Below are 16161 nucleotides of genomic sequence, written 5' to 3'. Positions count from 1 at the left end.
GGTAGGGCCTCCCTAGTTCCAGGCACAACTGTCACTGCATGCCGTTCCCCATACACCGGAGGGTTCTTCCGCGCTGCTCGTCCAGATTCTTCACGCGTTCCGTGGCCTTCACCATCAGCACCGTGGCTCGGCTCCCTCTTGTCCCTTTCGGGATTCAAATAACGATGCGGCAGGATTCACTTTATGTTACGGCCTGCAGTTTTGCTTCACCCGCTTTGGGCTTTTCACAGGGCTTCACCCTTAGGCTCTCACCACCAGGTGCCTGCTAGCTACGAGGCGGTCTGGCCCCTACCTCAGCCGGACTTGCACCGGCTAGTTGTGCCTAGCTTTGCTAGGCGCGCTGTGCGCGGTTTGACGCTTACGTTACACGTAATCAGAGGTGGCCTGATGTTCATCTGGTCAACCCTCGTGAATACGAACATGTCATTGTATGGCCTTAGTCGTCCGCAGAAAGACGCTCCTTCATTTGAGCGGAGCCTGCTATACGATGGAATTTTACCAATACGACCGCACTGATGCTTCCACCAATGAGTCCAAATACAAGAAAAGTCAGAGCAACCCCTATCTTTGCAGCTATAATGCCGGCAAGCATCGCGCAAAGTGCAGACGCGAGAGAACTTAAAGCATTATTAATCATCAGCGTACGGCCCAGCAATTCGTTACGAACCAACGATTGAAACATTGTTATTGAGCGAATATCAAAGAGCCCTGTAGAAATGCCTGCGACGATCTGTAATAGGATAGCCCAAAACATGTTCGGTGCGAACGCCATACATATGGTGGCCGCACAAAAGAGAGGAACGCTTCCCCAAGTCCACACTTTCCGACGGAACCCCCCGAATTTGCCGATTATTATTGAAACTACTAAAACACCTCCAGACAATGCCCCCTGCAGTAATCCAACAACCCCAGCGTCTCCATGTACCACGTGCGTTACGTATGGAACCACCAGTACCATGAATGGAGTGTCAGCAATTATAACTGCTGTACTAAATATAGTCAGATTCAATAGAATTCGGTCTTTCATCAGTACATTAAGTCCCGTAATCAGTGCACTCCAATAAGATTCTCTCATCTTGGGTTGGGTCGCCGAAACCGGCCGATGCAAGCAAATAAAACTTATTAAAATAGATGAAAATAAGAATGTCAATCCATCCATTAGGAGGGCGATTGCCCCACCAAACCGAGCAATAAAGATACCAGCCACCGTGGGCCCGATCAAGTACATGCTTTCAGTGGCACCCTGCATCCATGCATTTGCCTTGTTCATGGAATCAGAGTTTACAAGTTCTCTAATTAGCGCACCACGCGATGAGACATATGGAGTACCGAGAATTCCAACGACAACGAAAATTATATAAAGTTCCCAAACTGAAAAACACCGAAGATAAACCAGGGCCGCTGGTAAAGAAATAATTATCGAACGGCTGAGATCTAACCAGATCATCAATTTTTTCCTGTCAAACTTGTCGGCAAGCGGGCTGAATAGCACTCTCGCTACAGCAAGTGCAATTGTATATATAAAAAAAAGATCCCCGAGGACTAAGGACGACCCCTTTAATTGGTAAACAATCCAGGATACTGCCATAATGTAAAATCCATTCCCAAACTGATTGACGAGTTGACTCCACCATAGCTTCCAATATTCATGTGACATTGTTATCTCCCCAGTTGTTGGAATGCGACGAGCGCGCCCCTGACTAAGTAGGGTCTGCTGAACGGTTCACGAGTTCGCCAGAGCAATTGAAATCGGACAGCGCTCGAGCCGCGCAAATACAAGGTACAGAAGAAGGCGGAGTCGCCGCTCCAAGTTCATCACCAGCAGTTGCAGCGCGATAACCGTCTCGCTCGTGGCTCGTAGACGCGCCCGAATCAGACCCAGACCGTACAAACGCTTGCCTTCGCCGAACTTCCCTTCGATTTCGTTTCGTTCCGCTGCATCCTGTCTCTCAATCCGTGCCTGTTCTGCCCGCGCCGTCTTCGAGGGCCGACACAGCGGAGGTCCACTCAGGCGAATGCCACGCTCTTTGCAGTAACGCAGATTTTCCCGACTCCGGTAGGCCCTGTCGGCCAGCACGGCTTCCGGATAATGGCCATACCGCTCCCGGTAGGCCTCCACTGCCGCCTGCAGGGTATTGCCTTCGTGAAAGCTGTCCCAGTCCAACCGCTCCAGCCTTGCGTACCCGTTCACCACACTGATTGCCACCTTCGCACCAAACTCCACGTTGGCGCGTACCTTGCCACGAACAATGGGACGCACATGAGGTTGCGAAATGCTGACGATTCGGTCCTCGATGCGTCGGGTCTTCCTGCGGTACATCTCTTCCTGTTGACGATACAGTTCCTGGATGACCAACAGCTGACGGTACTGCCGAGCGCTCAGAGCGCCCAGCCCAACTTCCTCCTTCAATTTACCGATGATGCGCAGGTCCCGTGCGACCACCGCAGCTGCTTTCCAATTGCCTTGCGCAATGCACGCGGGCTCACGCGACGCTGCTTTGCCACTGCCAGGTACGCTCTGCGCGCCTTCTCCCGATAGGTGCGCGGTTTGCGCTTACCACGCTCACGTACCGCATGCAGAACGTCAATCATCTTCTCCAATTTCTCACGAGCCTCGTTCAGAAGGGACAGGTCGGTCGGGTAGGAGATGTCCGCCGGCGCGCATGTGGCATCCAGCAGGAGCTTACCTTGGTTTGCGGTTGTCTGCGTCTTTGTCCTGGGCTGGGAAGAGGTATTCACACCCGGTTGCCCTGGACCGGCATCATCTCGGTCATCCGAATCATTATCGCGTTCGGCCTGCTCCATCACGATCCATTCATTGACCTGACTCAACACGTCCGGACCCAGCCGCTTCCGAAAATGCGTCATCAACGACGGATGAAACGGTGGCTCCTCCTGGAAACGCGGCAGCCCGATGAAGTATTGCAGATACGGGTTCTCCGTGATCTGGCGGACCGTTTCGCGGTCGCTCAGACCCAGACGTTCCTGAATGATGAGTGCACCAAGTGCTACACGGACAGAGTACGCTTGTTGTCCCTTCGTCCAGGACTTGAAGCGCTCGCCGTAGTGCTCTTCGACTTTCCACCACGGAATCATCTGAGCGAGCTTCACCCAGCGGTTTTCCTTGTTCAACTTCCCACCAAAGGGCAGGAAGAACTCATCTGGAAGCAGCATCTGTCGTTGGGTCGGTCGATACACTGGCAGTCCCTCAGGTGCAAGGATTTTGACGGATTTCAGCGAAAATCCGTGCATGAGATTTCGTCACGAAAGGCTAATAATCCTTGTTGCCACTGGGCTTTTCAACTGTTCAGCAGACCCTAAGTAAGCAATTTCCTTCCCCGTCGTGATGGCAAAGCTGGTACGCCACTTCGTACAAGATGGAATCTTTCTAGACCAGGTATCACGCTGTGAAGGCATGTTGTACCTAAGTCCGAAGTAAAGTAAGGAACGTAGTACGCTTTATAACCTTTAATATGAATTCTTTGTACCAAAATAGAAAGATATTCATGCAAACTGTAATCTTGGACATTATACGTCGGAAGGTTCTCATAAGAAACGGACTCCTTAGCAACGTCGGCAAAATCCAAACGGACACAAGCCTGATATCTTGGCAACTGATCGAACAGGTTAAGCACCCGAATATCCTCTTCAATCATGCCATCACTATATAGATGGAACATCTGTATGGTTTCCAGTATTGCCCTTTCGCAAGCATAGCTTTTTGATAGTGATGCACCCGAGCCAACGTACGGTACTGGAACAACGTCACTAGCTGCTACGGCCAGTATCGCAGGCACTTGAAAGTCCGTACAAATATCTATCAATGTAATCTCAATGCCCATCACGGATTCTGCTTGATCTATCAGTTGTAGTAAGTTCGGCGGAAGCGTAGCTTTATCAATCAACCTTACAGGTAATGGTTGTCGAGACACAAAAGTGCTCAGAAGGAAACACGACAACGCATCGCGTTCAATTAACTCAGAAATGCTATGAATCAATGCTTCCGTGCGATTTACACCAATCGCGGTTCCGTTATTGGTTGCATATTTGGAAACAATGGCGTAGTCAAATGAATCCTCCAGGAAGGGCTGATTAACATATGATGGTGTCGCAAGAAACACAGGGTAAGCAATTTGCTCGCTACCGAATACACTCTGATATCGACGACATGGAATAATAGAATCTGGGTATTTTTGTAGCAGTATCTCGAAAACGACCTCGCTAGCTAGTAGATCCTGAGAGCAAACTATATGAATTGGAACGTATAAGATGTCAGTATCTGGTGGATAAGTACAGAACAAGTGCTCAATTGATTCGAACATTGCGCTCGCCAATGACTGGTCTCCTAATCCCTTGCCGTTACCCACACTTAGAAGTTCCCCATCATCGTTGTACAGAAAACACCTGTAGGTTCTGATAGTATCTCCAAACATCTGAATCTGAGCGTTAAGTCCTAACATACTCGTCTCGCTTGAAGCTATTTCTATAGCTACAGACGGAGTTATCTGACGTTCTATCGTTTTCATACCATAATTCACCCCCGATTCGACAACGAAGCAAACGTGCCTACAAATTCGATAGCTCGTGCAGCGTAAAGTTGTCTTAACAACTGCTTAACGAGTGATTCATCCAGCGAAAACATGCGGGCAAGTGACGACACAGTAGTTGTGCCTCCTCCATTCAGATACTCCAGTATCGGTATCAATTGCGGCTCCTCAACAACGAATGAATATCCATTAGCAAATATTGTTACCTCCTTGCCATTCAAATCCCAAAGCACAATACTAAGTTCTTCCTTCGTAATACATTGATCGCTACTGATATCGTCAATAGGACGCATCCTTGGATGCTTTCTAAACCCATAGTTTGAGCAGCGTTTTAGAAATTCTTCTTTAAATATTTGTTCAATATATTGACTATTCATTATTCCTCGAAAAATAGTTAAGGATTTTAGTTCAGATTCGGGTGTTTCGTATGCGTGAGTCAAAGGATACACCTTGGTTAGATGGAAATCTCGTAGAACCCTGTTTAACACTTGGTTCGTAACATCAAATAGTAAAGACTTCTGCTTTTCCCCAAAGAATACTCCAACATTTAGTATCGCCGTAGTGTTTTGTGGATTATCAGAAGTACTGATATGCCAGTAGCTCGATGGCCAATAAAGTATGTCCCCCGTATTACCTTCAAGGACAGTCGCCTCGTTCGCAACATCTCGATAATCAAAGTCCACAATCGTCTTTCTTAAATGGGTCCCCACTATCTTCACATTCTTGTCATTAAAAAAGTCGGGCGGCCATACGAGCATTCTCTTAGTGCCCTCAATTACATGCATGAACGTGCTAGCTTGGTCGGTATGGATTCCCCGTGGTGTAAAAGTGTACCTACCTATAAAAGTGTCAACATCAACTTCATCGGTGGGAATGCCGATCCTCGAAATAAGCCCGTGTATAAAACTTCGAGCTCGATACCAAATTTTCTCGGAATGGACCTGCATGTTGTTCTGTGCATAGGTAAATTCTCTGCTCACCGGTATTCCAGTAATGCGATCTAAGTAGGACGCTAACGTCTTGTCCGATTCGGAAGGCAAAAATTTTGAATACTCGTTTACGAGTTGATTGTTTATCCACATGCTGAACGTGCGATTCCCTGTATCTAACCAATCATGGGCAGCACATATCATTGCCTCGAACAAATCGTCCGGCGAAACAATTGGTTCCTTCAGCCATCCCTTCAGTACGGCCGGCTTCTTTTCCCAAAAATCCGCCAAAAAGCCAGACCAGTCCGCAAATAATTCAATCTTATTTGGCATTGCCGACACCTCCATCAACTTATCTTCAATCCGGATCGACGAAGATACAGATCGATTCTTCTAAGGACATTGGAGGGGGGTACGTAATCACCATATCGTACAGCCAGACTTACGTATAAGTCCTTCTCCTGATAAACCAGTCCTTGTTGAACCAATCGTTTAAGTGTATTTTGGATTTCACTCAATTCGTATTTGTTATCCAAAATGGAAACTAAGGTGGAGGGAGATTGAATTCCATCACAAGCTAGGTATACCAAACGTTCAAGACCATCCAAAACAGTTAACGGTGCAGTACTAAAATCCGGTCTAAAATCCCAGATCATTAGATAAGGTTCTTTGTCAACGTAAAAAAGAGCACTGGCCCTGTGCAGACGACGCCATCGCTTGAATTGGTTCGCCACAGGTCTAGTATAAGTTGCTGTATCAACAAGGGCAGGATGTTCAAACTGAAAATATACTTGCCCCAGAGTCAACCCAGACAGAAGGGATGGGTTAAGATGAAGCAGAGGTGTTTGTGATGCCGGGACGTAAGTGGACAGTGGACGAAAAGATGAACGTCGTGCTCGAGGGCATGATGCCCGGTGCGAACATCAGCGAGGTATGTCGGCGGCATGGCGTGGCCCAGAGTCTGTATTACAGGTGGCGTGAAGCGTTCCTGGCTGGTGGACGGGCTGGACTTCAGTCCGGACCCTCTACGAGGGAGCAGGAGCTGGAGAAGGAGTTGCAGGAGGCTCGGGCTAAGATCGGTGAACTTACGATGCAGGTGGATGTGTTGCGAAAAAAATCGAATTGGGGCCGGAAGTAAATAGCCGTTCTTTGGTCTGTCAGCTCGCCAAAGAAGGGTTTCCGGTCCCAGTGATTGCAAAAGCGTTAGGGCTGAACCGGACGTACTGTTACAGCTTGCTGAAGCCGCCTGTGCCAAAGCCGAACCGGCCTCCTGTGGACAAGGACGCTCTGGTCAAACAGTGGATTCGGAAACTGTGCGAAGAATTCCCCACGTACGGATACCGGCGAATCCAAGTCATGCTGCGTCGCCGATACAACCTGCGGGTGAACCATAAGCGGGTGTATCGGCTGATGAAGGAAATGGGGCTGCTGGTGAAATCTCCGAGGAAGGGCGCTTCACGAGCGAAACGGCGAGGGAAGATACCGGTCACCAGGTCCAACGAGCATTTCCAGTGCGACATGACGAAGGTGTGGTGTGGGAAAGACGGATGGGGATATCTGTTTGCCGTGATTGACGCTTATGACCGGGAGATTGTGGGGTACTCGTTTTCCCGGTTCTGCCGTACGGAGGACCTGCTGAAGGCTGTGGATATGGCGCTGAACTATCGCTTCCCGAATGGCGTTCAAGGTGCCGGTTTGACATTACGAACGGACAATGGCTGCCAGATGACGAGTCGACGGTTCATCGAAGCGATGAAGGCCTGCCAAATCAACCACGAGCGGACGGGGTACAACAACCCTGATGCTGACGGATACATCGAGCGATTCTTCCGGTCGCTGAAGGAGGAGGAGGTCTGGCTGCAGGAATACAGCAGCTTTGCCGAGGCGAAAGCGGCGATTGAGTCGTACATTCACTTTTACAACACGGACCGACCACATTCCGCACTAGGTTATCGCTCGCCGTTGGAATTCAGAAATTGGAAAATGCAACAAAACGCAGCGTGAGACGGTTTTTATCTGAATTGCAAGTCTCTCATTTCTCTCTTAAAAGCCATCCCATCTGTCTTGACAAAGTCGGGTTCAATACGAAAATAATACGACAGATTGTAAATGGCCTGCTCGTCTAAACCATGATATATCAATTGCGAAGCGCGATACGGATGCAGTTGTACAAACCCTATTTTGTCCGCTTCATTAAAGTACGGACTGAACCGATCTAATCTAATGTGGGTTGCTACTGCTGGGGGATCAAGATGAAACAATAGCGGCATCGCTTGCGCAAATTCCGAATAGTCTTCAGCTGTTTCTCCGGGGAATCCCCAGAGAATATTCCATCCGACGCTAATGCCTAGTTCTTTGCACCACTTCAGTAGTTGGACATTCTGAATGCCTGTGACACCCTTTCTCATCAATTTTAGAACGTGAGAGCTTAAACTTTCGATGCCGGGCTGGATATCCCGCACACCGGCCTCCCTCAACAGAAGCAATTGTTCCTTTTTGAGGTTAGCCTTTACTTCATAGAATAGGTTAACATTCAGTTGTCGTGATGCCAGGGCGGGCAAGAATGTATCGAAATACCTGTAATCAAGAATATTATCAACTACAGAAATTGAAAGATCCGGATATCGTTCAACAAGATATGTTAATTCCTGAAGGGCTCGCTCAGCCGCCTTACTGCGAAAAGACATCGTAAGCCCATTTAACCCACAAAACGTACAGTGATGTTTTTCTCCCCACCAACATCCGCGAGAAGTTTCAAATGGTATCGAGGTAACTACCGCCGGATCCACATTATATTCTTTCACCTGGTCAAAAAAGTCGTCATAGTCGCAGAATGGAAGCTTATCTAAACCCACCCGTGGTGGTTCTTTCAATGCAGTGTTAACCAACCCGGGCTTCGACTGTACGTACATATTGTTATACACAGACAGTGTACCCTCAGACAGAAATTGTTTCACTAAATGAGGGAACACAATTTCCCCTTCCCCAGAAACAACAACATCCACAAACGGGAACTGCCTGATGAGTTCCTGCCCCATTTCTCCTTCGCAATTCGCTCCACCAAACACAATGAGACAGTCCGAAAGTTCGGCCTTAATCATCTTTGCCAGTACAAGGGAAGCCACATGCTGCTCAAAGACGCTAGTAAATCCAATAATCTTCGGTTCGATATCGATAATCTCTTGTAAACACTGCGTCAAAAAGTCAGGAATCTGTTTCCTCAGTTCCAAAATGTCGGTGATGTATTCTTCAGGATAAGGTTTGTTTGTAAAATGAGCTTCTAATGGAGAAAGCACTTTTCCTCGCAGTATGTCATCCACGTATTGCGCAACGTGTGTGGGCTCTTCCACTGAAAGCCCGCTGCTAAAGAGCCAGTCTCCAACCAAATCCACTGTAGAATGTTTAGTAAGTTTTGTGTAAAATTCTACACCTATCAGACCTGCGAACTTAAGATTGAAATACTTGGTTGTTGGAATGATACCTTGTTCCTTTAGGCACGAACTGAGAAGACCTAACGCAATGGATGGTGTCCAAATTGGACCCATCGGCATGCTTACCAACACCACATCGTTATGTTTTCTACTGTGTAACATGAAAACACTTCCTTTAGCTTACACTAGCTGCACCATGAGGTCCGAAGTCGGCATTTAGCTGGACCAAGGCGAGCTGGTACCCGCACCCAGGTATCCGGCTCGCCTTGACGCAGTTACTTGTTCAGTTCCATGAGTTTTTGCACTTCTTCCTTTGAGCACGACTGAAGCCATTGCTTCACGGCCTGCTCAGCAGCATCCAACTTCTTTGAAACCTCCTGCGGAGCATCAAGGTCAAACGTAATTGCTTGAACGATTTCGGTCCGAGCGCTTCCCATGATCTCACCTCCTTTCATTGGAGGTTGAGCTAAAGCAAAGATGCCATATTAATAGAACTGTTGATGCAGAAGGATTATTCCCTATCTCAAGGAAGCCTTGTTATTCTCCCGTGAGTACGACACTAAATCTACAAAACTGCTGCACGTGTCTCTAAACAGAACATAAGTTCCATTACACGAGAATGCAAAGAGCATAACTGTCAAATCTGTCTCGAATTTGACAGTATTATGTTGATTTCTTGTGTATTTCATTAATTTTCTCTCGATTTCTCCGGTTCCCAAACATGACCATAACCTGGATACGCCTTTCAAATCGCCGACCGGTCGTAGACGACCGGAATTATGCCTCCATCAGCCAACCTGCATCAGAGGCTGAGTAGCATGCCATCATTCCACTACGGAAGCTCAGCTATGTCTGTATCGTTCTTTCATCCGTAGTCGACCGTAACAACAGCCCGCCACTCGGCGGGCTACGTCGTCACTACACTGCCACATGAACCGTCGCCATCAACTCCTCCCGGCACTTCTCACACACCATCTTCCCACGAAACTCCCGGACGTCTTCCGCCTCATTGTAGAAAATGCACCCCGGTTCGTACTTCCGCAGGATGATGCGGTCCCCTTCGGTGAATATCTCCAAACCGTCCTTCTCTTGGATGTTGAGCGTTCTCCGCAATTCAATAGGTAACACAACACGGCCCAGCTGATCTAATCTACGTACCACGCCCGTCGACTTCATCCGGCATTCCTCCTCAATCTGTCTCCACACCGCGTTTTGTGATTTCCTTCCGCAGTTCCTTCAACCACTCGGTTTCTGTGCCGTCCACCTCAAACAGCGCCTGCGCAGTGTACGGCGGGATGTAGATCATGTCCGACTCAATCAGCACATACCGGTCCGCGGGCGATTTCTCCCGCTTCAGCCGTGGGTAGAAATCCGTGCAGCACGCCCCAATCGGCGCGTCGTCCGCTGTCCGCTGGTAGTACGCCGTGCAAAGGCCCCCGTCCGGGTCGTCCTCACGGTCGCGCACGAGATACCGGCAGCTCCCGCAGTGGCCCTGTTTCGCCTTGCGCAACGCCGCATCTCCGCGAAGCACGAACACGTCAGCGCGCTCCATGACGGTCAGTGCCTCGTTGCGAATCAGCGACTGGATGAGAGTTCGGTCGTTGAACAGGTTCCATTCGACCGGCTCTTCGTCGCTCCACTCCATATCCTCGTACTCCGCCGCTTCCTCCGGGTCGGCATACGGCGGGGCCTGGGTGTTGTCAAGCAGCGTCACCGAGCCGTATACAATCCGTGACCGGACGCCTTGCATGGTCAGCGCATGGTGCAGGGGCTTGACAATCTCCAAGCGCATCAAGGTCTTCGTGATTTCATCGTCCGTATCGAAGTACGGGTAGTCCATCACGTACGTCAGAATCCCGGCGAGACAGTGTGTCTCAGCCGCCTCGCGGTCGAGGTATTTCACGATGAACTCCTTCGTCGCCTTTCCTTCCTCCAGCGGTGTGAAGAACTTCGGCCGCCAGAGCGTATCAAACGTACCGTCGTACACCCGCTCCGTGATCTCGTACACCGGTTCAGCCATGCATCATCACCCTTTCCCTGTTTCCTTCTCCGCCTTCCCACAACGAACGCACATGCGCCAACACCCGTTTCCGGTACACAGAGTCCTGGATTGAATCCACAATCAGTCCGGCGTACTCCTCCGACGGAGGCACTTCGACCGGCAGCGGGTTGACCAACTCATACGTCCACACCCACATCGGCGTCTCTCTCACGTACACTTTTGCCCGTCTTCGACGGTATACGTACGGGACTCCCTCCCGCCTGTCGAGCGCCACGATCTCGCGCGGGTCTTGGACGTCCCACAGCACTCCGTGCACCACGTGCCCTTGCGCACGCTGGATGTTCGCTACCCCGCCGCCGCGCGCCATCGACCGGCCGTTGAACACGAGTCTGTATCCGCGAAGCTCCGCGCGCTCAGACAAGAGCCTCGCCGTTGGACACGTCCTCGCGAAATCGTTCCAGTTCATGCAGCTTCCGTACGCAAAGTACCGCATTGGACGTCCCTTTCCACCTCCGTTTCTCATCTCCTCGCCTTCCAAAGTTGATTTTTGCTTCCTCTAAATACCTTTTGAGGAAGTATACTCTGTCCTTCCAATCCTGTCAACGAATCTCATACATTCAGAAGAAATGCGGGTACGGCCCCGCGAACCCACAACCCCGCTGCAATCCTGCGCAGACGGTCGCTGCCGAACGTGTCCAGATACAACCGGAACCGGGACTCTGGGCTCTGCGCATGCAGTTGCTCCAGTTCGACACCTCGGTCGCTGCTGAAGAGTCGCGGCAGGCGGTCGGCGCCGGGCTTGTCCTTGCGCAGGTATGCGGATTGCATCAAGGTGGCGTTGGCAAGCTGCACCTGGCGCTGGATCACGACCGGATCGACCGTGCCGTTCGGATACCGGAACTCCACCGTCGGAACGCCATGCTCCACGAACTTCGCGGTATTGACCATCTTGTAGCGTGAGTTGTGATCGATGTAGCCGATGATCTTCCTGGACGCCTCCAGTGCGGTATCGCTTTTCCGGAGCTTCACCACATGGGTCTTCCGAAGAGGTTGAGTATAGTGTGTACCGCGATGCTGATTGGGCATTTCAGGCCGCGTCAGACGGCTTCTCGTCGCCCCCATCTGAAGATACTCGCGGGAATAACCCACCATGTACCGGCCGAGCCGTTGCCAACGGTAACCCCGGTCGTCGAGAATGTCGTGAGCCATGTGGATATGGAATCCTGTGCGCTGACTCGTCCGTGCACCCTGTTCCTGCAAGATCCTCGTGACCTCCGCTATCGCCTGCCACGTCTCCGGCGTATCCCGGAGCACGGGGGACACGATTTCGCAGCCTCCTACCAGGCTGGCGTCGCTTCGGACTCCCCAGGTCCCAGGCGTAAATCTGGTCGTGTAGCTTCCCATCGCCAATCGGTCGGACAACCCTGCCCGGTGCAGGGCGAACGCAACATCATCGCCACGCACACCCTCCACTTCGAGTTCAATTCCGAACGTGGTATTCACGCCGTCGAGCACATCTTCTGTTTCGTAGTCTCCTAGGCCGCCATCACGGGCGACGGCATCGCGCAGGGCAGTCCACGCCTCGTCGCTCTCGCTGACGAACACCCCATCGTGGGTATGACGCTCCTGCCAAACGTACAGATTCCGGTCGCGCTCGTTCTCCCACGCGGCTTCGCGGTCCACAACCGAACCGATTATGGTTGGCACAGACGTGATGCGGTTATCACTACGAAGTTCCGATTCCGCGGTGCGCTGTTCAGCGGACGACAGTGCGTCTTCACGCTGGCGGGCAGCCAGCAGCTCATATGCCTGCATGTGCCGACAGGGACGGGAACGAAACCAGTGATCGGGGCAGGAGCAATGCTCGGCATGAGTGCCCGTCCGGTCTGTGGTGATGACGTAATCGCGTTCTGAGCCGGAGTGAACTAGCGCTGCGCCGCTGCCAAACCGCTCGAACAGGATGTCTTCGTTTCGATGACGGGTCGCGGAGTATTCGGACGGCACCAAACCTGCGCTTACAGGCACCTCTCTTACGCGACGGATGCGCGCCAGATACCGCGCCTTGGCGTTGGCAATGGCCATTTCACCCACACCTAGCATCACGGTGTGCTCGACCTCTTGGCCATTGACCGTCACACGCCGCCTGGTCTGCGCCCAAGACTCACGCGCGTTTTGAGCGCGCTCGGTGGAGATAAGGGCGATGAACTCGTTGACGTGCCGGGCGCACACCGGCCCAGTGCCGCGCTGGACAGAGACCGGATTAGTGAGATGCTTGGCACAGACTGCGCAAGACACGGGCATAAAAAATCCCTCCTTCGCTGGAAGGAGGGGTGCAGGGCACCGAACCTAACCGATATCCTCCATACATTCTCGAAAACCTCAGTCCATCGCGATCTGACTCTCTGGCAGGAGGATGAACGATTGCAACTTCGCAAGAGCATCTACTGTGGGCCTAAGCCGTACGCGAAGTCCCTTCTCTTCCAGGTAGGCTGCAACAATCAACGCATATGCGAGGGTTTCGGCGCCATGCCTTTTGGGACGAAGATACGGGAAATCAAAATTTCCTCGGCCACGGCCGCTCAGGCTTGCGATACAGATGATCTCACACGAGGATCTGGTACGAAGTTCTACTTTGCACTCCACACCGATGGATGAACGCTCCCATTGTGGCACCACTTCGCAGTCCATTGCCTTATGATGACGCTGAAGCCACATATCTAGATTTTGAAACAGGTTGCCAACGTCAAATTCGTATTGTTCCAATATTAACCTCATCAAGGATTCACCCCAGTCGTTATTTGATAGCAGGAAACACTGAACCAAACGCAAAATCAGTTCTTATGATGCGTAGACTCTTTCGTCGAAATCGAACACTCACGGCTACTGGCGCCGGTGACACGCCTAACAATCCACTTATCGTCTCGCCCGACAGAGTTGCCCTTTCACCGGGTTCTCCGGATTGGGAATTGTTTCTGCAACACATCGACCAGCCTAGAAACTCTGTCTTGCATGTCGGATTCGATAAAGAAGGCATTCCGTTCTACGTAAAGGCGAGACCTTCCGGGAATTATGTTTATATTGAGTTTTGTTCACCACGGTTCGATTACAATCCGTCATGGATACGTGCCGACCTTCGTTATAACAAAGAAGATCGGTGCAAAGGGAGACTATACATCGTAATCATTGACGTGCCAGCCAGCCACATTAGCAAAGGTTTCGGCCTTATGCGCGGCATCCTTCGATATGCGCAAATGCAAGGCGTCGACTTCGTTGAAGGTGAGCAGCGCTGGAACGATGATGAACAACATCAACGCCAGGTGTCATACTACTCAAAATACGAATTTGAATTCATCCGAGATTCCGAAAGGGGCAAGACATACCTCCGCCTTGACCTCCGAAAGAGGATTGACTCGACAGATTAACTCCACGCGCGGCTGATGATACGGGCGTTGCGCCGCTGCTTCCTGCACATACAGGCATACCATCCATGCATAGGCCAGCATTTCCATTTCATCCATGCGTCTTGAATGCGGCGGATTCTCCAGCCTGCGCCGAGTTACAATCATGCGAAAGCGCTCGGAATGTCCTGGCCCGTCATCAGGCATCAGTTCCACAACAAACTCTTTATATGGTTCCTTTTGGAAACGGTGATATACGACCCGGCACACCACAGTCCACGAATCGTACACGTAATTGCGTTCGTTTATCCAAGACCAAACCGTGTCAAACACGGTCTCTGGGTTAAATCTGATTTCATCTGGTAATGTCTGCGGTGCTTCAGACATGGAAAAACCCCTCCTTCACTCGAAGGAGGGATGCAGGGCAGGGCATACCACCGCTCGGGGTAAGTCAACGGGCTTTAGGATGAAGGCGGCTTATGCCCTGTTCCATAATTTCCATGTTATCCGAAACCTATGCTCCATACTTTCGGACGAACGTGGCCCAATCCATCGTCCCAACATTCACCTCGTCCTTCGCCAACAACCTCGCGAGCTTCCCCGCCCGGCTCGCCCGCCAGTTGTACACGTTGAACAGCCAAACCGAAATCAGACCCATCTGGTCGCGCCAAAACCGCACCGGTTCCGTGTGCTGCTCAAACCCGTCCCGCGCGTAATCGATCCACAGGCTGTAACCGCGTACCTCACGAATGTCCGGTCGTCCGCTTTCCGCCAACCTCCGGTATGCCTTCTCACGTTCTCTGAAGTACCGTTCTGCGTCCATCCAGTACCAAGGCCATAAGGGGTGCGGCGCATGATGCAGCACTGCCACCCCGTCGTGAATGGTCACGGTGTAGTGCCGGGTAAGACGCATCGTTCTCGGTCCTGGGTTAACCCATTCACTTGCTGCAATCAAACCTCGATCACTTCCCCGGCCCTCCAGATCGCCCACGTGCAGGCCAGAAGAATGAGCAGCACCACCCAGAATCCCGTGTTTGCAATCGGGGTCATGTACGGGTGTGCACGCGGATACGCCAAGCCAAACATCGCCACCACGATCCCCGAGTAAATGAGTCCGTTGCGACGCCCGGCCAACGTCTTGGCCCGGAGCTTTCTCCGCTTGTCCTCGTCCCGCTCGATCTGCTCCCGGTACTTCAACCACAACTCAGCCAGGTTCGCGTGGTACTTGACCGCTTCCTCCGTCGCCCTCGCAAGCTGCACCATCTCGTCGATCTCCCAGCGGGCCGCCGCCAGCCCCAGCGCCTGCTCCGGCGTGACGTGCAGTCCGCGCCACGTCTTGGCCAGGGCCTCGAACTCGGACTTGACCCGCTTGTCCCGCGCGATGGACGCCACGTCCTCAAACGCCGCCTCCAGGCGGTTCGTGGCCCGAAGGGTTGTGATGGCTATCGGCATCGCCTCACGCAAGAGCGCGTCAAAGAACGCCCGCTTACGCCTCCGATACCGGTAGCGAATCCACCCCACCGCCCCGCCGATGGTCCCGGCGAGACTCACCAACACGCCGAATAGGACTGATTCCTCCGCCAGCGACAACAGCACCGATGCCACAACGAACCCGGCCGCGGAAACGAGAATGAGCGGGGTTGTCTTCACCCCGCCCTCCTTCATCTCATACGCAAGCCGGTCAAGCGCAGGAAGACGAGTCTTGACCGGATGGTACCGCTCGCGCAACGACGCGAGCCACAGCGACTCACGGTGTGCCCGGCGCAGGTCGCTCTCGATGAACAGACACAGCAGCGCCAACCCCGCCAAAAGCCCGATCAATTGCGCAATCATGCCGGTTTGCTCCTCTCGTTG

General features: G+C 51.8%; 15 protein-coding genes and 1 pseudogene. 2 read left to right on the top strand and 14 right to left on the bottom strand.

From position 1 onward, the window contains the following. Positions 1-436: 436 nt before the first annotated feature. The 4 genes and pseudogenes from N687_RS0120160 to N687_RS0120145 form a co-directional block, all read right to left on the bottom strand. Positions 437-1657 carry an MFS transporter gene (locus N687_RS0120160; protein WP_035462565.1) on the bottom strand — a complete coding sequence of 407 codons (1221 nt, stop codon included), beginning with the start codon at positions 1655-1657 and terminating at the stop codon, positions 437-439. 66 nt (positions 1658-1723) lie between these two features. After that, positions 1724-3198: pseudogene (locus tag N687_RS21685) on the bottom strand (IS5 family transposase). Positions 3199-3317: 119 nt separating this feature from the next. Next, a complete protein-coding gene (locus N687_RS23570) occupies positions 3318-4433 on the bottom strand; it encodes a YcaO-like family protein (protein ID WP_269320524.1) in 1116 nt (371 codons plus the stop codon). 101 nt (positions 4434-4534) lie between these two features. Continuing rightward, positions 4535-5809 (bottom strand): hypothetical protein, encoded by a 1275-nt coding sequence (locus N687_RS0120145; RefSeq protein WP_029423553.1) that lies wholly within the window; start codon positions 5807-5809, stop codon positions 4535-4537. Between the two features lie 517 nt (positions 5810-6326). Between N687_RS0120145 and N687_RS0120140 the strand changes: the two genes are divergently transcribed. Both N687_RS0120140 and N687_RS0120135 read left to right on the top strand, forming a co-directional pair. Next, positions 6327-6614, top strand: coding sequence for a transposase (locus N687_RS0120140; protein ID WP_029419945.1), 288 nt, complete (start codon positions 6327-6329; stop codon positions 6612-6614). Beyond that, positions 6599-7480, top strand: coding sequence for an IS3 family transposase (locus N687_RS0120135; protein WP_029419944.1), 882 nt, complete (start codon positions 6599-6601; stop codon positions 7478-7480). The genes N687_RS0120140 and N687_RS0120135 overlap by 16 nt, the downstream gene beginning before the upstream one ends. Positions 7481-7488: 8 nt before the next feature. Here N687_RS0120135 and N687_RS0120130 read toward each other — a convergent pair whose 3' ends face one another. The 10 genes from N687_RS0120130 to N687_RS0120085 form a co-directional block, all read right to left on the bottom strand. Further along, the gene (locus N687_RS0120130; protein ID WP_051663502.1) at positions 7489-9069 is read right to left on the bottom strand and encodes a RiPP maturation radical SAM C-methyltransferase; all 1581 of its coding nucleotides are present in this window, start codon (positions 9067-9069) and stop codon (positions 7489-7491) included. Between the two features lie 113 nt (positions 9070-9182). Then, complete coding sequence (locus N687_RS24230) at positions 9183-9344, bottom strand: hypothetical protein (protein ID WP_156040245.1); 162 nt, start codon at positions 9342-9344, stop codon at positions 9183-9185. Between the two features lie 481 nt (positions 9345-9825). Then, complete coding sequence (locus tag N687_RS0120120) at positions 9826-10083, bottom strand: AbrB/MazE/SpoVT family DNA-binding domain-containing protein (protein ID WP_029423551.1); 258 nt, start codon at positions 10081-10083, stop codon at positions 9826-9828. A 13-nt stretch (positions 10084-10096) separates the two neighbouring features. After that, positions 10097-10927 (bottom strand): hypothetical protein, encoded by an 831-nt coding sequence (locus N687_RS0120115; protein WP_029423550.1) that lies wholly within the window; start codon positions 10925-10927, stop codon positions 10097-10099. Next, positions 10920-11402, bottom strand: coding sequence for a gamma-glutamylcyclotransferase family protein (locus N687_RS22645; protein ID WP_051663501.1), 483 nt, complete (start codon positions 11400-11402; stop codon positions 10920-10922). The genes N687_RS0120115 and N687_RS22645 overlap by 8 nt, the downstream gene beginning before the upstream one ends. Before the next feature lie 116 nt (positions 11403-11518). Then, complete coding sequence (locus tag N687_RS0120105; RefSeq protein ID WP_029423548.1) at positions 11519-13210, bottom strand: amidoligase family protein; 1692 nt, start codon at positions 13208-13210, stop codon at positions 11519-11521. A 78-nt stretch (positions 13211-13288) separates the two neighbouring features. After that, positions 13289-13672, bottom strand: coding sequence for a hypothetical protein (locus N687_RS24225; protein WP_029423547.1), 384 nt, complete (start codon positions 13670-13672; stop codon positions 13289-13291). Between the two features lie 566 nt (positions 13673-14238). Further along, complete coding sequence (locus N687_RS24990; RefSeq protein WP_035462562.1) at positions 14239-14694, bottom strand: hypothetical protein; 456 nt, start codon at positions 14692-14694, stop codon at positions 14239-14241. A 127-nt stretch (positions 14695-14821) separates the two neighbouring features. Continuing rightward, a complete protein-coding gene (locus N687_RS0120090) occupies positions 14822-15220 on the bottom strand; it encodes a hypothetical protein (protein ID WP_156040244.1) in 399 nt (132 codons plus the stop codon). A gap of 38 nt (positions 15221-15258) precedes the next feature. Beyond that, positions 15259-16140, bottom strand: a complete 882-nt coding sequence (locus N687_RS0120085; protein ID WP_029423544.1) for a type II secretion system F family protein — start codon at positions 16138-16140, stop codon at positions 15259-15261. Positions 16141-16161 lie beyond the last annotated feature (21 nt).

The organism is Alicyclobacillus macrosporangiidus CPP55 (assembly GCF_000702485.1).
In the GTDB taxonomy this organism is placed as follows: Bacteria; Bacillota; Bacilli; order Alicyclobacillales; family Alicyclobacillaceae; genus Alicyclobacillus_H; species Alicyclobacillus_H macrosporangiidus_B.
The sequence above is the reverse complement of the archived record's forward strand: the minus strand, read 5'-3'. Positions and strand labels throughout refer to the sequence as shown.